At 67.2% G+C, this 18898-nt stretch carries 14 protein-coding genes; 10 read left to right on the plus strand and 4 right to left on the minus strand.

Going from position 1 to position 18898, the window contains the following annotated elements; genetic code table 11:
- The first annotated feature begins 70 nt into the window (after nucleotides 1-70).
- Nucleotides 71-2425: a transketolase family protein gene (locus ACZ1I5_RS07155; protein WP_465173014.1), complete on the plus strand. Its 2355-nt coding sequence runs from the start codon at nucleotides 71-73 to the stop codon at nucleotides 2423-2425.
- Nucleotides 2426-2680: 255 nt separating this feature from the next.
- On the opposite strand, the gene ACZ1I5_RS07160 is transcribed toward ACZ1I5_RS07155, so the two are convergent.
- Genes ACZ1I5_RS07160 through ACZ1I5_RS07170 form a run of 3 tightly spaced genes read right to left on the minus strand, consistent with a single transcriptional unit; the run spans nucleotide 2681 to nucleotide 5441 of the window.
- The gene (locus ACZ1I5_RS07160; protein WP_465173015.1) at nucleotides 2681-3502 is read right to left on the minus strand and encodes an IclR family transcriptional regulator; all 822 of its coding nucleotides are present in this window, start codon (nucleotides 3500-3502) and stop codon (nucleotides 2681-2683) included.
- A 27-nt stretch (nucleotides 3503-3529) separates the two neighbouring features.
- On the minus strand, nucleotides 3530-4528 hold the full coding sequence (locus tag ACZ1I5_RS07165) for a cupin domain-containing protein (RefSeq protein ID WP_465173016.1): 999 nt from the start codon (nucleotides 4526-4528) through the stop codon (nucleotides 3530-3532).
- A 22-nt stretch (nucleotides 4529-4550) separates the two neighbouring features.
- Nucleotides 4551-5441 carry a VOC family protein gene (locus tag ACZ1I5_RS07170; protein ID WP_465173017.1) on the minus strand — a complete coding sequence of 297 codons (891 nt, stop codon included), beginning with the start codon at nucleotides 5439-5441 and terminating at the stop codon, nucleotides 4551-4553.
- Between the two features lie 186 nt (nucleotides 5442-5627).
- On the opposite strand from ACZ1I5_RS07170, the gene ACZ1I5_RS07175 reads away from it, so the two are divergent.
- The 9 genes from ACZ1I5_RS07175 (at nucleotide 5628) to ACZ1I5_RS07215 (ending at nucleotide 18424) form a co-directional block, all read left to right on the plus strand.
- On the plus strand, nucleotides 5628-6521 hold the full coding sequence (locus ACZ1I5_RS07175) for a LysR family transcriptional regulator (RefSeq protein WP_465173018.1): 894 nt from the start codon (nucleotides 5628-5630) through the stop codon (nucleotides 6519-6521).
- Between the two features lie 179 nt (nucleotides 6522-6700).
- Nucleotides 6701-8257: a bifunctional 3-(3-hydroxy-phenyl)propionate/3-hydroxycinnamic acid hydroxylase gene (locus tag ACZ1I5_RS07180; RefSeq protein ID WP_465173019.1), complete on the plus strand. Its 1557-nt coding sequence runs from the start codon at nucleotides 6701-6703 to the stop codon at nucleotides 8255-8257.
- 31 nt (nucleotides 8258-8288) lie between these two features.
- A complete protein-coding gene (locus ACZ1I5_RS07185; protein WP_465173020.1) occupies nucleotides 8289-9125 on the plus strand; it encodes a fumarylacetoacetate hydrolase family protein in 837 nt (278 codons plus the stop codon).
- A 37-nt stretch (nucleotides 9126-9162) separates the two neighbouring features.
- Nucleotides 9163-11457, plus strand: a complete 2295-nt coding sequence (locus ACZ1I5_RS07190) for a TonB-dependent receptor (protein WP_465173021.1) — start codon at nucleotides 9163-9165, stop codon at nucleotides 11455-11457.
- A 26-nt stretch (nucleotides 11458-11483) separates the two neighbouring features.
- Nucleotides 11484-12344, plus strand: a complete 861-nt coding sequence (locus ACZ1I5_RS07195) for an alpha/beta hydrolase (RefSeq protein WP_465173022.1) — start codon at nucleotides 11484-11486, stop codon at nucleotides 12342-12344.
- Complete coding sequence (locus ACZ1I5_RS07200) at nucleotides 12341-13645, plus strand: glycoside hydrolase family 1 protein (protein WP_465173023.1); 1305 nt, start codon at nucleotides 12341-12343, stop codon at nucleotides 13643-13645. The genes ACZ1I5_RS07195 and ACZ1I5_RS07200 overlap by 4 nt, the downstream gene beginning before the upstream one ends.
- A complete protein-coding gene (locus tag ACZ1I5_RS07205; protein WP_465173024.1) occupies nucleotides 13642-17001 on the plus strand; it encodes a glycosyl hydrolase in 3360 nt (1119 codons plus the stop codon). Before ACZ1I5_RS07200 ends, ACZ1I5_RS07205 begins: the two co-directional genes overlap by 4 nt.
- On the plus strand, nucleotides 16998-17939 hold the full coding sequence (locus ACZ1I5_RS07210; protein WP_465173025.1) for an alpha/beta hydrolase: 942 nt from the start codon (nucleotides 16998-17000) through the stop codon (nucleotides 17937-17939). Before ACZ1I5_RS07205 ends, ACZ1I5_RS07210 begins: the two co-directional genes overlap by 4 nt.
- The gene (locus ACZ1I5_RS07215) at nucleotides 17936-18424 is read left to right on the plus strand and encodes a hypothetical protein (protein WP_465173026.1); all 489 of its coding nucleotides are present in this window, start codon (nucleotides 17936-17938) and stop codon (nucleotides 18422-18424) included. The genes ACZ1I5_RS07210 and ACZ1I5_RS07215 overlap by 4 nt, the downstream gene beginning before the upstream one ends.
- Before the next feature lie 288 nt (nucleotides 18425-18712).
- On the opposite strand, the gene ACZ1I5_RS07220 is transcribed toward ACZ1I5_RS07215, so the two are convergent.
- The gene (locus tag ACZ1I5_RS07220) at nucleotides 18713-18889 is read right to left on the minus strand and encodes a hypothetical protein (RefSeq protein ID WP_465173027.1); all 177 of its coding nucleotides are present in this window, start codon (nucleotides 18887-18889) and stop codon (nucleotides 18713-18715) included.
- Between the last annotated feature and the right edge of the window lie 9 nt (nucleotides 18890-18898).

Consider the following 18898-nt stretch of genomic DNA (forward strand, 5'->3'; position numbering starts at 1 on the left):
GGGGTTTTCGCCCCATGACAAGATTGGCATCGCGCGCGGCCGCCGATTGGCTATTCGGGGAATCATGGACATGACCACGATTCCCCCCGAACGCCGGGCCGATCCGGCCACCATCGCCATACTCGAGACGATCGAGACGCGGCTGCGCTGGCTGTCGTCCTGGACGATCCACAATGCCAATCACCTGCGCGAGAGCCGGGATGGACTGAAGGTCGGCGGGCACCAGGCGAGCTGCGCGTCGATCACCGCGATCATGACCGCGCTCTATTTCGGCGCGCTCCGGCCGCAGGACAAGGTTGCGGTGAAGCCGCATGCCGGCCCGGTGCTCCATGCTATCCATTATCTGCTCGGCCAGCAGAGCCTCGACGCGCTGCAGCGCTATCGCGGCCTGGGCGGGGCGCAAAGCTATCCCAGCCGCACCAAGGACAAGATCCCGGTCGATTTCTCGACCGGGTCGGTCGGGCTGGGCGTGGCGATCACCGCCTTTGCCAGCCTGATCCAGGATTATCTCGTCGCGCATGGCGAGATGGCGGAGGCGGATACCGGCAGGATGATCGCGCTGATGGGCGATGCCGAGCTCGACGAAGGCAATATCTACGAATGCCTGATCGAGGCGTACAAGCACGATATCCGCAATTGCTGGTGGATCGTCGACTACAACCGCCAGTCGCTCGACAGCACCACCGCGGACCGCATGTTCCGCCGCTTCGACGACATCTTCGAAACCTGTGGCTGGCGGGTCGAAACGTTGAAGCACGGCAAGAAGCAGCGGGAGGTGTTCGCGCGGCCAGGCGGCCAGGCGATCGCCGACTGGATCGATGCCTGCCCCAATGCCGAATTCGCCGCGCTCACCTACCAGGGCGGACCGGCCTGGCGGGAACGCCTGCTGGCAGATCTCGGCGCGGATGGCGACGCACGGGCGCTGATCGAGGCGCATGACGATGCGGCGCTGGCGGCGCTGATGACCAATCTCGGCGGGCATTGCATCGAGACGTTGCTCGATGCCTTTGCGCGCTGCGACGACGATCGGCCGACCCTGTTCATCGCCTATACCGTCAAGGGCTATGGCCTGCCGTTCGCGGGGCACAAGGACAATCATGCCGGGCTGATGAACCCGACCCAGATCGAGGGGTTGCGCGGCGATCTCGGCATCGCGCCGGGCGAGGAATGGGCGCCTTATGGCGGCCTCGGTGACAACGCTGCCGCGACCGTCCGATCTTTCGTCGAGGCGAGCGCGCTGGCGCGACCGCGCGAGACTGTCGCCGCGGCGCCCGTTCCAGTCCCCGTCGCATTGCCAGTGCCGGACGGTGCCGAGCTGTCGACTCAGGCGGCGTTCGGCCGGATCCTGCTCGATCTCGCCAAGTCGGGCCATCCGCTGGCCGACCGCATCGTCACCACCTCGCCCGACGTCACGGTGTCGACCAATCTCGGCGCCTTCGTGAACCAGCGCGGGCTGTTCCGCCGCCAGGAACTGAAGGACGTCTTCTCCGCCGCGCGCATTCCCTCGGCGCAGAAATGGGCGGGGCATGGGGCTGGCCAGCATATCGAACTGGGGATTGCCGAGAACAACCTGTTCCTCATGCTCGCGGCGCTTGGCCTGTCGGCGCCCCTGTTCGGCACGCGGCTGATCCCGATCGGCACGGTCTATGATCCGTTCATTGCGCGCGGCCTCGATGCGCTCAACTATGCCTGCTACCAGGATGCGCGTTTCCTGCTGGTGGCGACGCCGTCGGGCCTGACGCTCGGACCGGAGGGCGGGGCGCATCAGTCGATCAACTCCCCGCTGATCGGCATCGGCCAGCCGGGTCTCACCTATTTCGAGCCGGCCTTTGTCGACGAACTCGCGCTCATCATGGGCTGGTCGTTCGAGCATCTCCAGGCGGCGGACGGGGGCTCGGTCTATCTGCGCCTGACGACGCGGGCGATCGACCAGATCGAACGCCCCGACAATGGCTGGCAGGAAGGGGCGCTGAAAGGCGGTTACTGGCTGAAGCGGCCCGGCGGCGACCGCGATGCCGCCATCGTCTTCACCGGCGCCGTCGCACCGGAGGTGCTCAGGGCGTATGAGGAACTGGCCGATGACCTGCCGGGGCTCGGACTCCTGATGGCGACCTCGCCCGATCTGCTCCACCGGGGCTGGTCCGCGCAGTGCGCGAGCCGCTGGACGGGAAAGAGGCGAGGGGCCTCGCACGTCGAGACTCTGCTCGACGATCTTGCGCCAGGAGCCGGGCTGGTGACGATCATCGACGGATCGCCGTCGACCTTGTCATGGCTCGGCAGCGTCCGGGGGATGCGGGTGAGCCCGCTGGGAACCGACAGCTTCGGCCAGACGGGCGACCTGCCGGATCTGTACCGCCGCTACAGGCTCGATACCGACGCGATGATCGACGCCGTCGCCGATCTTTTTCTCGATCGGGCAAACTGACCGCGGTTCATTGATGCCACCCCAGGAGGCGTGATCGAGCGCGACCTGCATTGCGGCCCGCAATTCGTGCGGTTGCTGGACCTGGAGGTGGATTGAAGCGACCTGCGGAGGTGCGGGCACGACGGCTCTCGGCTCGATCACGGGATGCGGATCGGTCTGTTCGGGCTTGGTGCACTGAGAGCGCACCGCCCCGGTTATCGAGACCGCGGGTGGACGCTGGCGCGCGTGCGGCTCCGAACCGAGATGCGATCAATCCTAACGCGCATTGCCCAACTCACGGCTGATCGTCTGGGCAGTCTTTCTCACAACGATCGACAAATCGCTCATGCGCTGTTCGTTCATATAATGCGTCACGCTCGACACGCTGACCGCCGCGACGATCGCGCCGGACGCGCTTCGTACAGGAGCAGCGACGCCGCGAACATCGTCGTCATTCTCGGCAAGGCCATAGGCATAGCCGGCCCCGGCAAAGGTCTTCATTCGCTCAAGCCACAGCTCCGGGTCGACTGCCGGCCGGCCCGCCGCGAGGTCGGCGGCGAGGCGGGATTTCCAGCTGGCTTCCGGGTCGTCAAGCATCAGCGCCTTGCCGGCGCTGGTCGTGGTCAGCGGCTGGGCGTCGCCTGGCCGGTTGGCGATGGTGATGCGGCGGGTGCCCGAGACCACGTCGATATAGACGACATGTTCATTCTGCAGCACGCCCAGGCGGACGGTGTCCTCGGTCGTCATAGAGAGCATTTCGAGATGCGGGTGCGCGACCTGGACGAGATCAGTCTGGGACTGGGCGACGAAGCCGAGCTCGAGCAGCTTGGGACCCAGACGATAGCCGAGGCGCGGCGTCGCGGCGAGATAACCGCGCTCGACCAGGCCATGTGCCAGGCGGTGGGCCGTGCTCCTGCTCAGCCCGAGCTTGTCGGCCAGTTCGCCATAGCTCGCCATGCCGTTGGCGACGGCCTCGATCAGATCGAGGCCGCGCATCATCGTCTGGCTTCCCTTGCGCGGGTCCGCCGACGCGTCGGGCGCGTCGGCGTCGGCGCCACTGCGCTTTCGGGACAGATTTGCCGGATCCTTGTCGCTCATCCGCCTATCCTGCGCGACCTCGCGCCGTCAGGCCAGAGCGACATCGATGCCCGATTGCGCCTGCAGGCGCGGCGCATCGTCCCGGTCCGCCGCCAGCGGGAAGCTGAATTCGGGGGTCGGGGTGCCGGCTGTGTCCCAGAAGGCCCCGCCATTGCCGCCCGAGCTGGACGCGATCCACCGCGCGGCACCGCTCGTCACCATCGTCGCATAGATCGTGCCCGCGGGAATATTGACGGCGTCGCCGCTCGACAGGACATGCTCGACGCCGTCGAGCGTGACTTCCAGCATGCCGTCGACCAGATAGAGGAACTGGTGCGTTTCGGCGTGGCGGAGCGCTGGAATGGCCGCGCCGCGCCCGCCTTCGATCTGGCGCATGTCGACCATCGCCTTGCTTTCGGACGCGGTCAGCAACGCCGTCGAGAGATGGCCGAACAGGCTGCGCCGCGGGCCGAACCCCGCCTCGAGGAAATAGGACTGGTGCGCGCCGGGCAACTGCTGGTCGGCCGCGCCGATCGGGCTCGCCTCGGCAAAGACCGGGTTTTCGACGCGCATGATGCGATGCTTGCCCATTGCCGGGCCCATCCGCGAGAAATCGAACGGATGGCCTGCCGGGGGCAGGCCGGTCATGCCCCACACTTCGCCGGCATCGGCGAAGAACTGCTCCCAGCCGCCCGGCGCGACGACACCGAAGAACTGGGTGCGCGGCGCGACGCTCTGATAGGAATGCGTGTCGCCCGGACGGACATAGGCGAAATCGCCCGGCGTCAGCACGCGGCTCTGGTCGCCGCACCAGACCTGGAGCTTGCCGCGGGTGCAGAACCAGGTGTCGTGTTCGCGCTCATGCCAGTGCATCGGGATCGGCCCGCGATCGAGCGGCGCGTCGCAGACCACCGCGCCGAAGCCGCCCGCCGTCTCGTCCACGCCCGCCAGGGTCCGGATCATCTGGCCCGCGACGAGATGACAGGCCCCTTCGCCGGCACGCACGACATAAGGGGCGGTTCGGGTCTGGGTGGCCGTGTCGGACATGTCGGTTCCTTCGAAATCGAGATCAGGAAAAGGGGATGGCGAGCTGCGCGCCCTTGCACGCAGCGCTTTTGGGCGGGGCGATGCCCCATTGGTCCGTCCGCCCCTCGGGCCAGACCCAATCCTGGGGGCCGCCGACGCGGTAGCTGTCGTCCACCTGAAGCACATCGGCAGTATATTCGATGACGAAGCCGAACGGGTCGACGAAATAGGCAAAGACATTGTTGCCCGGCCCGTGACGCCCCGGCCCCCAGCCGATCGGGAAAAGGTGATCGACCATCCTGCCGGACGCGCGCATCACGCTTTCCCAATCGGGCAGCTGAAAGGCGACATGGTTGAGCGTGTTCACCGGCGCATCCGCGATCACCACTGAATGATGGTCGTCATTGGTGCGCACGAACGCCATCATCTTCGACCGGTCAGTGAGCGTGAAGCCGAGCCCCTCGGTGAACAGCCGCGTATCGCGGGCGACATCGTCGCTGTTGATGTTGACATGCGCCAGCCGTTCCGGCCGGTCAGGATCGAAGGGCAGGGGGCCGACCCGGTCGTCCTCGCGGACGATGCGGATGGCGCGGCCCTGCGGATCGCGAACGGTAACAGCCTCTCCGCCGCCCGGTTCGTCGAGCGCCTGCACGCCATGAATCAAAGTGCAGTCCTGACCTGCCAGCGCGGCGGCGAGGGCATCGAGGTCGCTGTCCGGCTGGGCGCGGAAGGTCATCGACCGGATCGAGGGCGCGGTGCCGCCGTGCAGGGCTAGCAGTTGGGCATCACTGCCGGTGCCGCGCAGCCAGCTCGTCGCGTCGGTCCGGCGGACCAGCTCCAGCCCCCATACGGCAGAGTAGAAATCGGTCGCCGCGCCGAGATCGGGCACGACGAAATCGACGCTGCGGATGCCTTCCAGCGGAAACCGGTTCATGTGCGCCTGATCACTCCCGCCACTGCTGACGGCGGAATGCGCGGAAAGGGGTAACGGTCCTCTCGCGCCGTTCGCCGCCGGCTCGAGCATCGATCTGGACCGATCTGGCATAGTTGTCCAATACGCGATTGCTAGGCAATCATAGTTTGCATCTATAGATCGACCATCGAACTTCCGGAGCTTGCCATGATCGATCCCCGATTGATGCGCACCTATCTCGCGGTCTGCCGAGAGCGCTCGATCAGCGGCGCGGCGCGGCGGCTCAACATATCCCAGCCCTCCGTCTCCGTGGCGATCGCGCAACTCGAACATGTGCTCGGCACCAGCCTGTTCGGGCGCAGCCGGCTCGGCATCGCGCTGACGCCGGCGGGCACGGCGCTGTACCGGCGCGCCGAGGCGATGGAGGCGCTGCTGCGCGATGCGGTGGAGGAAGTCGCGCTGACCAAGCTGGGCGTGCAGGGACCCTTGCGGATCGGCGGCACGCCCGGCGCGCTGGTCAGCCTGGTGCCCGATGCGGTCGCGCGGCTGCATCCATCCGAGCGGCTGTCGCTCCACATCCTCGAACGGCCGGATTTCGAACTGACCGAGCTGCTGCGCAAGGGCGAGATCGAAGTCGCGGTCGCGACCACCGGGATCGAGGCACCGCCGCCGGATATCGAGGAACGCAGCATCGCCCGTGATCCCTTCGCGCTGATCGTCGGACGCGCGCATGACGGGCTCGGCCCGACGGTCTCGCTGCGCGACACGGTGGACTGGGGCTGGGTGTTGCCGCAGGCGGCTGGCGCCTTCCACCGCCAGATCGAGGCACTGTTCCTCGCCGCCGAGGTCGCGGTCCCGGCCGATGTGATCCGCTGCGATTCCCTGCTGACCTCCAAGGCGATCGTGCAGCAAAGTGCCCGCGTGACGATGCTGCCGCGCGGCGTGGTCGCGGCCGAACTGTCGATCGGCGTGTTGCGCGCAGTGCCGATCAGCGACGCCGCGATCGTGCGCAATGTCGGCATTCGCATCCTCGCCGATCAGCCACTGTCCGAACTCGGCGCGCGCTTCGTCGAAGCGATCGAGGCAGGCAGCGACCTATAAACTGCAACTATGCATTTACCAAAATCCAATATTTTACTTTTGACGTCGTGAGCGAGCACATGATCCCCAGCCGCCAGCAGCGCGGCCAGAGGGGATTGCACCATGCATCACGGCTCGACGAGCCCCGGAAATGACGGACGCGGTACCGGCTGGCGCATGGCGCCCTGCGGTGGTCGTCGGTGAGCGATACGGTGCATGTCGCGATCATCGGGTGCGGACCGGTCGGTGCACTCGCCGCGAATCTGGTCGCGGCGGCTGGTTTCCGGACGTTGGTCGTCGACCGCGAGGTCGAGCCGCATCCACTGCCCCGCGCGGTCCATCTCGACCACGAGATGATGCGGCTGTTCCAGTCGGCCGGGTTGATCGACACCATTCGTCCGGGCATGAACGAGACGGAGGGGCATCTCCATATCGGCGCGGATCACGGCGTGATCCGCTACATGGGGACCGCCGGCCGCGACAAGCCGTTCGGCTGGGCCAATGACTATTTCTTCTATCAGCCTGAGCTGGAGGATGCGCTCCGCGCCGGCATAGGGCGCTTCGCCAATGCCGAACTGCGCCTGGATGCTGAACTCGTCGGCATGGAACAGGATAAGGGCGGCGTGACGCTCACCCTGCGCTCGGGCGAGACATTGTCGCAGGTGCGGGCCGATTATGTGATCGCCTGTGACGGCGCGCGCAGCACGGTGCGCAAGCTCCTCGATATCGATCTCGACGATCTCGATTTCGAGGAACCCTGGCTGGTGGTCGATGTCGATGTCGATGGGCCGGTGCGTTTCCCCGATCTGTGGGGTGTACCCGAGGCGGCCGATCTGCAGCGCCTGTCAGTGATGATGTGCGATCCCGCGCGCCCGGCGACGTTGGTGCCCGGTCGCGGGTCGATGCGCCGCTGGGAGTTCATGCTCCTCCCCGGCGAGGACGATGAAGAGATGATGCGGCCCGAAAAGGTCGCGGCGCTGCTGGCGCCCTATCTCGACGGCGTACCGCACCGGATCGTCCGCGCGGCGACCTATCGCTTCCATGGCCTGGTCGCGTCGCGCTGGCAGCAGGGCCGGGTGTTCCTGGCCGGCGATGCCGCGCATCAGACGCCGCCCTTTTTCGGCCAGGGCATGTGTCACGGCATGCGCGACGTCGCCAATCTCGCCTGGAAGCTGGCGGCGGTGGACCGCGGCGAAGCGAATGCCGGGCTGCTCGACACCTATCAGCCGGAACGCGATCCGCATGTGCGCGCGGTGATCGCGGCGGCGGTCGAGGCGGGGCGCTATATCTGCGAGCTCGACCCCGACCGTGCCGGTGAGCGCGATGCGACGATGCGCCAGCGCGCGCGTGCCGTATCGAGCGGTACCGCCGCCGATCTCATCCCGCCGATCCGCAAGGGCGTGGTCGCACCGGGCACGCCGGGCGTCGGCGAGCGCTTCATCCAGCCGCGCGTCGCGGATGGTGCGCTGCTCGACAATGTGACCGGCCATGGCTGGCGGTTGTTCGTGCGCGACGCCGATCTGCTCCCGGCCGGACAGCGAGCGCTCAAGGCCTCGCCGGTCCCGGCCAGCGTCATCGATGCGAGCACGCTCGGCGATAGCGACGGAGTCGCGGCCTGGCTCGACCATCGCGGCGTTCGTTCGGTGCTGGTCCGCCCCGATTTCTACGTGTTCGGTACCTCGGCCGGCGATCCGGCCGTGCTGATCGAGAAGCTGCGCCGCGCGCTGGCGTCGCGGGCCGAGGCGATCGCGTCATGACCTCCGCCATCCTCACTTCAGGAGACGATCCTTGGCATTTCTGAGCTTCCTTCGCCCTGACGGCACCGCCGGTTTCGGCCGGGTCGAGGGCGATCGCGTGATCGATCTTGCCGCGGCGCCCGGCGCCCCGGCCGACCTCAAGGCAGCGATTGCGGCGGGATTGCTCGACAGTCTCGTATCGGACGCGTCGCTGGCATTGTCCGACGTGACGCTGCTGCCGGTGATCCCCAACCCGGGCAAGATCCTGTGCGTCGGCCATAATTACGAAAGCCATCGCCAGGAGACCGGCCGCGCCAAGGCCGACCATCCGTCGATCTTCACGCGTTTCGCCGATACCCTGGTCGCCGACGGTCAGCCGATCGTCCGGCCGCGCGCCTCGACCGATCTCGATTTCGAGGGTGAGCTGGCGGTGGTGATCGGCCGCGGCGGCCGCGCCATCCGCGAGGAGGACGCTCTGCGCCATGTCGCCGGCTATGCCTGCTTCAACGACGCCTCGGTGCGCGACTGGCAATGGCACACCAGCCAGTTCATCCCCGGCAAGAACTTCCCCTCCACGGGCGCGCTCGGACCCCGGCTGGTCACGCCCGAAGAAGCCGGCGACCTGACCGAAGTCCGTGTCGTCACCCGGCTCAACGGCCAGGTCGTCCAGGACCAGCCGATCGGCGACATGGTTTTCCCGATCGCGAAGATCATCGCTTACATTTCGGCCTTCACCCCGCTGTCGCCCGGCGACGTGATTGCGACCGGTACGCCCGGTGGGGTCGGCGCCAAGCGCACGCCGCCGCTGTGGATGAAGCCAGGGGACCTCATCACCGTGACGATCGGCCCGATCGGCACGCTCACCAACCCGATCGCCGACGAAAACTAAGCGTCACAAGACGCATCACGACAACAGGAGAGGCACCATGACACGATTCATTGCCGCAGCACTGACCACCACCAGCCTGATGGCACTCGCCACGCCCGCCGTGGCCCAGCAGGCGCCTGCGCCGGCGGAACAGGACGGTACCGACCAGGCTGCCGAAGCCGATAGCAGCGCGATGTCCGACATCATCGTCACTGCGCAGCGCCGGCAGGAAAACGTCACCAAGGTTCCGATCTCGATCACCGTCGCCAATCAGGCGCAGCTCGAGCGGCAGCAGGTCAATACGGTCAACGATCTGAACCGGATTGCGCCCTCGTTGGAGATCCAGGCGGCGCCGGGCCAGAACACCGGCGGCGGCGGCACGATCCGCGGCATCGGCACCCAGACCTTTTCCGCCGGCGCAGTCGCGTCGGTCGGCGTGGTCGTCGACCAGGTCAGCCAGGGCAATGCCAATATCAGCGACCTGTTCGACGTTGCGCGGGTCGAGGTGCTGAAGGGCCCGCAGGGCACGTTGTTCGGCCTCACCACCTCGGCCGGCGTCATCAACATCTCGACCAACGCGCCCGACCCGACTCACTTCAGCGCGCGGCTCCGCACCGAATTGTCGAGCGCCGGCTTTGCCGGATCGCAGTTCGGCAATCAGATCATCCAGGGCCTCGTCAACGTGCCGCTCAGCGAGAATGCGGCGTTGCGCGTGTCCGGCCTCGCCAATCTGCGCCAGGGCGTCAATCGCAACGCCCTGACCGGCCGGTTGAATGACAGCAATCGCTATGGCGGCCGCGCGCGCTTCCTGTGGAAGCCGACCGCCGATCTGACGGTCAATCTGATCGGCGATTACAGCGAGAGTCATTTCAACGGCGCCGGCGATTTCTTCACCTTCGTCAAGACCGGCGGGCCAGGGCCCTTCCTGGGCGGCGCGGGCTTCGATCCGCTGGGCATCACCGCCCGCCTCGCAAGCTGCGGCGTGACGCCGGGCGAAGGCAATCGGAACTATTGCACGAACCAGTCGGTCGTCGGTCGCAGCTCCAATTATGGCGGCTCGGGGCAGGTCGATTATGACGCCGGCCCGTTCACGCTGACCTCGATCACGGCCTATCGTGAAAGCCGCGAGCGCGGCGCCGGCGCGGCGGGCAACGTGTTCCGGGCCGATCCGCTCGAGCTCCAGGTCAATAATGGCGACGTACACCGCAATCTCAGCCTGTTCACGCAGGAATTCCGCGCTGCCTCGCCGGCGGACCAGGTCCTCGAATATACCGTCGGCGCCTTTTATTCGCGCCAGAAGCAGACGCGCACGCCGGAAACGCTGAGCGTCACGCTGATCCCGGCGCCCGGCGTCGCCATCCCGATCGTGCGCTCGCTGGGTGCCAATGACAGTATCGTGGATGAATCGCTGGCGGTGTTCGGGCAGGGGACAATCCACCTTACGCCGGAACTCCGCCTGATCGCGGGCGGTCGCTACACCAGCGCGAAGCTGTCGCTCGACCGGTATAATTTCGACGTGCCGGCCAGCCCCAACCAGGCCCAGCGGCTCAGCAGCGCGGTCGTGTCGTACCGTTTCGGCGCGCAATATAACCTGACCCCGGCGACCATGGTCTATGCAACGGTTTCTCGCGGCTTCAAGGGCGGCCAGATCGCGACGCCGTCGGCCCCGCTGACGCCTTATGTCGTGCGCCCTGAGATCCCGATGGTCTATGAAGGCGGCCTGAAGACCACGTTGTTCGGCGGCTGGGTGGCCGACATCAACATCTTCTACCAGAAGATCCGCGACTTCCAGGCGCAGCAATGCACCGTCGATGCGAACGCGGTCATCTCCTGCGTTCAGACCAATATCGACGGCGTGAAATCGCGCGGCGCGGAGATCAATTTCTTCGGCAGGCCGTTCGACGGCATGTCGCTCAACACCGGGTTCATCTACGCCAAGGCGACCTATCCGACCGGGTTCCTCGGCACTGACGGTACCAATCTCGGCGGGACTCAGCTGGCCTATGCGCCGAAGTACAAGTTCACCCTGTCGGGCGAATATGAGCATGCGCTGACCGGCGACTTCAAGGGCTTCATCGCCGCCGACACCGTCTGGAAATCGCGCCTGCGCTACGAGGCGAATTCGCGGATCGAGACGACCTTCCGCCCGCACTGGATGACGGGCGGCCGGATCGGCGTGCGGACCGAGGACGATCGCTTCCAGGTCGCAATCTTCGCGCGCAACCTGTTCGACGTCCACGAGCCCTCGCTGCTGCAGAGCGACTTCCCCTATAACGGCACCGCGAACATCGGGGCGATCTATGGTCCCCAGTCGTTCCGGCAGGTCGGACTGAGCCTCGACGGCAAATTCTGATCGCGAGAGTCTCGGGAGAGGAAGAGATGGCGATGCAACCGGCTTCGGACCGCGCCGCGCTGGCGGCGATGGGGCGCGTGCTGGGGCCGGATATCCTGGCCCGGGTCCACGCGCTCTATCGCGAAGAGCAGGACCGGCATGCCGCGGCGCACCCCGTCTCGGTGGCCGACCTGTCCTATGGCGACGATCCGCGCCAGACGCTCGACCTCTACGCACCGCCAGGAGGGGGCGCCGCCGCGCCCGTACTTCTGTGGGTGCATGGCGGCGGTTTCCTGCGCGGGGAGAAACGCAGCGCCGATCATCCGTTCAACGCCCATGCCGGGCGCTGGGCGGCGCAGAACGGCATGGTCGGGGCGGTGATGAATTACCGGCTCGCGCCCGACCATGGATGGCCGGCGGGCGGCGAGGATGTCGGGCACGCGGTCGACTGGCTGCGCGCGCATATCGCCGGGCATGGCGGCGATCCCGCGCGCATCGTCGCGGTCGGTACTTCGGCCGGCGCGGTGCATGTCGCCACGCACCTGCAATTGCGCGGCGGCGCAGGGCTGGCGGCGGCGGTGCTGCTTTCCGGCCTTTACGGGTTCACGCCGCTGGATGAACGAGACTCCCTCTATTATGGCGCGCCCGATCTTTACCCGGAACGCCGACCGCTCGATGCAGTGGTGGCGACGACGCTGCCACTGCTGGTTGCCGGCGCCGAATATGATCCGCCGCGATTCCAGGCGGAATTCCTATCGCTGCTCGCCGCCCGGCTGGAGCGCCACGGCATCATGCCGCGCGCCTTTGTCGGCTCGGGCCACAACCACTTCAGCCTCGCTTATCATCTCGGCACCACGGACACCCGGCTGTCCGACGAGATCTGCGCCTTCATCGGAGACCTCGCATGACGATCGACCGCCGTTCCTTCATCGCTGCGGCCGGGGCGACCCTGGCCTCGCCCGCGCTGGCGCAGCGCGCGCCGGCAAAGACCTTTCCAAAAGACTTTTTCTGGGGCGCCGCGACCGCGGGTCATCAGGTCGAGGGCAACAACGTCAACAGCGACGTGTGGTTTCTGGAGAATGTGAAGCCGAGCGTCTTCTCCGAACCGTCGGGGGACGCGGTCAACAGCCTCGAGCTGTGGCAGGCCGATCTCGATCTGGTGAAGGTGCTGAATCTGGGCGCCTATCGCTTCAGCCTCGAATGGGCGCGGATCGAGCCGGAGCCGGGCCTGTTCTCGATCGCCATGCTCGATCACTACAAGAGGATCATCGAGGGATGCCGGGCGCGCGGCATCCGGCCGATGGTGACGTACAACCACTACACCACCCCCTCGTGGTTCGCGAAGCAGGGCGGGTGGCTTCACCCCGACTCGCCGCAGCTCTTTGCCCGCTTCTGCGAGCGTGCCACGCGCCATCTCGGTGCCGGCATCAGCCATGCGATGACGCTCAACGAGCCCAATATCATGCGAATCCTGCGCTACGTCCTGCCGCCCTTCGTGCTCGACCTGCAGCGGGGGATGCTCGATGCCGCCGCGAAAAAGGCGAATGTCGCCAGGTTCATCGCCGGCAATGCGGTGAACGCCGAGGATGTCGATGCGATGACGGTCAATCTGATCGCCGGACACCGGCAGGCGCGCGCCGCGATCAAGGCGGTCCGTCCCGATCTGCCTGTCGGCTTCACCCTGTCGATGTTCGATGACGAGGCGGTTGGCCCCGTCGCCAAACGCGATGCTGCCCGCAAGGAACTCTATGCCGCCTGGCTAGAGGTGGCGCGCGAGGACGACTTCATGGGCGTGCAGAATTACGAGCGCGTGCTGTGGGGGCCGGAGGGCCGCCTGCCGCCGGCCAGGGACGCGACGGTCAACGCGATGGGCGGCGAGATCTACGCGCCCTCGCTCGCCAACGCGGTGCGTTATGCCTCTTCGCAGATCGGCAAGCCGATCATCGTCACCGAGCATGGCGTGTCGACTGACGACGACACGATCCGCGCCCGCCTGATCCCCTCCGCGCTGGCCGAACTGCACAAGGCGATGGGCGAGGGCGTGCCGGTGCTGGGCTATATCCACTGGTCGCTGCTCGACAATTTCGAATGGATCTCGGGCTATAAGCAGCATCTCGGTCTGGTGGCGGTCGACCGCACGACCTTCAAGCGCACGCCGAAGCCGAGCGCTGGCGTGCTCGCCGCCATCGCTCGCTGGAACGCGCTGTGAAACGCGGCCTGCTGGCCGTTTCGCTCGCTGCGCTGGCCATTGCCGGCGCCGCTTCGGCGCAGGACGCACCCGCCCCGACGGGCGACGCGCTGGCGGAGGGCTTTCGCGATCCGCCGGTCAGCGCCCGTCCGCGCGTCTGGTGGCACTGGCTGAACGGCAACATCACCGAGGACGGGATCACGCGCGACCTCGAATGGATGAAGCGCGTCGGCCTGGGCGGCGTGCAGACCTTCGATGCCTCGCTCGGCACGCCGCAGGTGGTGAAAGACCGCATCGCCTATATGACCCCGGCGTGGAAGGCGGCTTTCGCGCATGCCGCAACCACGGCGGACCGGCTGGGCCTGGAACTGGCGATTGCCGCTTCGCCCGGCTGGAGCGAAACCGGCGGGCCATGGGTGCCGCCCGCCGACGCGATGAAGAAGCTGGTGTGGAGCGAGACCGAGATCGTCGGCGGCAAACCGTTTCGCGGGCGCCTGTCCGCGCCACCCGGCGTCACCGGACCTTATGGGTCGACACCCTTCTTCGATCCGCTCGCGGCCTTTACCGGCGAGAAGGCGAGCGCTGTACCCCAGGCATCGGGTGAAATCGCGGTGCTTGCCTGGCCGGTCGCGGCACCTGGTGCCGCACTTCCCCGCGCCACCAGCCAAGCCGGCGATACGCTCGACGTAGCGGCGCTTTCCGACGCACGCGAGGAAACGACCGTCGCGATTCCGCGCGGCGCAGCCGGTGCCGTTCCGACGATCACCTTCGCCTATCCGGCGGCTCAGACGGTTCGCTCGGTGACGTTGTTCTTGCCCAATGCCGTTCCGCCGTTCGGCGACCCGGAATTCCTGCCGGTGCTGGAAGCGGAGACCAGGGCGGGGTGGCGCCCGGTGGCGAAGCTCCCGCTCGGGAATGTCCCGACGACATCGGCGTTCGCGCCGGTGACGGCGACACGTTTCCGCGTCGTCTTCGCGCCCAATGACGGCCCGAAACAGGTCGGCCTCGCCGCCCCAGCGCCGGGCGCGGTGGTGGGCGGAGTTTTCCCGACCGGCCCGGCGCCGCAGACCGTGCAGATCGGTACCTTGCGGCTGACCGGCGACGCGCGGATCAACCGGTTCGAGGCCAAGGCGGGCTTCGCCACGGTGCCCGATTATTATGCGCTCGGCGGCGACGCGCCGGAGCTGGACGGCGTCGCGCCCGACAAGGTGGTCGACCTGACCGGCCGGATGCGGCCGGACGGCACGCTCGACTGGACGCCGCCGCCGGGCCGCTGGCGCGTGGCGCGGCTTGGCTGGTCGCTGCTCGGCACGACCAATCACCCCGCCTCGCCCGAAGCGACCGGGCTCGAGGTCGACAAATATGACGGGGCGGCGGTGCGCCGCTACATCACCACCTATCTCGACACCTATGGCGCGGCGATCGGGCCGGATGGCAAGGGCGTCGACGCGCTGCTGACCGACAGCATCGAATCCGGCGATGCGAACTGGACGCCGCAGCTGCTCGATCGCTTCAAGGCGCTGCGCGGCTATGATCCCCGGCCCTGGCTTCCCGCGCTGACCGGCGCGGTGATCGGGTCGCGCGCGAAGAGCGATGCCTTCCTCTACGACTATCGCCGCACGCTCGCCGACCTGCTCGCCAGCGAGCATTACGGCACCATCGCCACGGTGGCGCACGAACGCGGCCTGAAGCTCTATGGCGAGGCGCTCGAAAATGGCCGGCCGCAGCTTGGCGACGACATGGCGATGCGCGCGCATACCGATGTGCCGATGGCGGCGATGTGGGCGTTCGGAAAGGACGGTGCCCCGCGCCCGACCCTGGTCGGCGACATATTGGGCGCGGCCTCGGTCGCGCATGTCTATGGCCAGAATCTGGTCGCGGCGGAATCCTTCACCGCCTCCTTCTCGCCCTGGGCGTTCGCCCCGGCCGATCTGCGCCGCGTGGCCGATCTGGAATTCGCACTGGGCGTCAACCGGCCGGTGATCCATACCTCGGTGATGTCGCCGATGGACGACAAGGAGCCGGGGCTGAGCCTCGCGATCTTCGGACAATATTTCAATCGCCACGAAAGCTGGGCCGAGATGGCGCGGCCCTGGGTCGATTACCTCGCGCGGTCGAGTTTCCTGCTGCAGCAGGGCCGGCATGTCGCCGATATCGCCTATTTCTACGGCGAGGAGGCGCCGCTGACCGCGCTGTTCGCGGATCGCGCGCCCGCCGATCTGCCGGTCGGTCGCGGGGTGGATTTCGTCAATGCCGATGTTCTTGCCGGCAAGTTGCGGGTCGAGGGCGGCGACCTCGTCGCGGCGCGCGGGGCGCGCTATCGGGCGCTCTATCTCGGCGGCAGCAGCCAGCGCATGACCCTGGCGACGCTGCGACGCATCGCGGCGCTGGTCGAAGCCGGCGCGACACTGGTCGGCGACGCGCCGACAGGCTCGCCGTCGCTCGATGACGATAAGGCTGAAACGGCCGCATTGATCAAGCGGCTCTGGCCCGGCGGCGGCGAGGCGCGAGTGGGGCAGGGCCGCGTCATCACCGGCCGAGATCCCGGCGCGGCGCTCGACCGGGCGGGGATCGGCTCCGATTTCACCTATGCCGGCGCCAACGGCACCGACCTGCTGTTCCAGCATCGCGCGCTTCCCGATGGGGAGATCTATTTCCTCGACAACCGCACGCAGCGCGAGATGCGGATCGACGCCCGGTTTCGCGTGACCGGCAAGGCGCCCGATATCTGGCACGCCGACACTGGCAAGGCCGAACCTTTGTCCTTCCGGACCAGTGGCAACCAGACGATCGTGCCGCTGACCATCGCGCCGGAGGAATCGCTGTTCGTGGTATTCCGCCGCCCTGCATCAGGCGGCGGTGCGACGATCGCGCCACCGGTCCTGCGCACCATCGCGACTGCGACCGATCCATGGAAGGTCGCTTTCCAGACGAAGCGCGGCGCGCCCGCCGGTACCGTCCTCGAGAAACTGGCGCCGCTCAATAAGCAGGCCGATCCCGGCATCCGCTATTTTTCCGGCGTGGTGACCTATGAGAGCAGCGTCGTCCTGCCGCGTACCGTCGGAAACGGCCGGTTGTGGGTCGACCTCGGCAAGCTGGGGGACGTCGCTGAGGTGCGGGTCAACGGAACACCGGTCGGCACCGTCTGGCAGGCACCCTACCGGGTCGACGTCACCGCAGCCGCCCGTCCGGGCAGGAATCAACTCGAGATTCGCGTCGCCAACCTTTGGGTGAATCGCCTGATCGGTGACGTCCAGCCGGGCGCCACCAAGGTAACCTTCACCGCCGCGCCGACCTATCAGCCCGACGCGCCGCTGCGGCCATCCGGGTTGATCGGGCCCGTCACCATCCTGACCGAAACGAAGGGAACGCCATGAACTTTCTCGCCAAGGCCGTCGCCGTCCTTCTCGCTATCGTGCCGCTTGCCGCTGGTGCTCAGCCGCGCTTCGAGCTTGCGCGGATCGCGACGCCCGACCAGCCGGGTGCGATCCCGCTTTATCCTGCCGGATCGCTGCCCGCCGGAACCACGACCGAGCGCTGGGGCCGCCTCACCGCCCAGATCGATCCTGCCACGCGGATGGACGGGCGGATCGCCCGGAACGTCACCGTGCCGACGATCGTCCCGGTGTTGCCCGCGCCGGGCAAGGCAACGGGTGCCGCCGTGATCGTCGCACCTGGCGGGGCGTTCCTGTCGTTGTCGATGGACACGGAGGGCTATCAGGTTGCGCAACGCTTGGCCGATCGCGGCATCGCGGCGTTCGTGCTCAAATATCGCACCAATCCGGTCCCGGACGACGAGCAGGCCTTCATGCAGACCGTCGGCCAGGTGATGGGCGAGGCAGCCCGGCCCGGTGGAACGCAATCGATCAGCGACCCCTTCGCGCCCGCCGATGCACTACAGGCGCTGCGGTTGATCCGCAGCCGCGCCGCTGAATGGCATATCGACCCCGCCCGGGTCGGCATGATCGGCTTTTCCGCCGGCGCGATGACCGCGCTGCAAGCGGTATTGACCGGTACCCCGGCCGATCGCCCGGCGTTCATCGGTTATATCTATGGCCCGATGTCGACCATCGCGGTGCCGGCCGGCGCGCCGCCGATGTTCGCCGCGATCGCGATGGACGACGGACTGTTCTCACGCCAGGGCTTCGGCATCGTCGAGGCATGGCGCTCTGCGCGCGTGCCGGTGGAGCTTCACGCCTATGAGCGCGGCGACCATGGCTTCGGTGCCGGGCGGCCCGGGACGACCACCGTGCAGGTCCTTCCGGAATTCGTGACCTGGCTTCAGGCACGCGGGCTGCTCGGCACGCAACGATGAACCAGGCGGTCCGACGCTATGTTGCGGTCGAGGCAGCGGTCGGCGCCGTGATCAACGGGCTGCTCAGCCTGGCCTTCTGCTTCCTGCTTTTCGGTGGCCAGAGCCATGTGCCGGTGGGCGGCACCGGCGGCTTGATCCTCGACGCCGTGCCGCAAGGCGTGATGATCGCGCTGATGTCAGCGGTCGTGCCGACGCTGATCACGCACAGGCGCCTGGCGCGGGGTGGCTTGCCGGGCCTTGTCGACGAGCCACCCTCACGCCGCAACGGCCTGCGCCGTGCGCTGCTGATCGCCGGCGCGGCTGCATCGCTGTCGTTCCTGATCAATGCCGCTTTTCTGTCGATCGGCCCGTCGGTCTGGCCGTTCGGCACCGTGGCCATCGCCAAGACGCTATATGGCGCCCTGCTCGGGGCGATCGTGTCGGCCGTGGCGATTGGAGCAGCTTGCAGTACATCAGAGCCACCAACACCCGTTCGTCCTGCGTAGCCCTCGAGGAGCCGCGTAGCGACGTGTTCGATTCAAAGTTCCATCCCGTCATGCCACCGTTCCCGGATGCAGGATCGCAGCATGCAACCAGCTTCCGCCGGACAGTTGAGTCGACTGAATCGACGCGCCCTGCTTGGCAATGGGCGGCGCCCTGTTATCGCCGCCTGCCCGCCCTGTTCCGCAGGAACAGGGCAAACGCCCAATAAAGACCTGAAATCTCCCGGAAATATCTCCAACAAAGTTGGAGATAACAGGGAGAGAAAAAAATCGCCTCCCTGTTCCGCCCTGTTATGCCTTGTCGGGCCCGAACCGCTCGCGCCCGCCGACGATCGTGCGCAACGTCTTCACCTTGGGGATTGCGTCGGGCGCGATGGCGAAGAGATCGGCGTCGAGCACCGTGAGATCGGCGAGATAGCCCGGGCGGAAGACATCGATCCGCTCGACGCGCGCGATGAATCGCGGCAAGGTCAGGCG

This window comes from Sphingomonas sp. BL-S-30 (genome assembly GCF_055521475.1).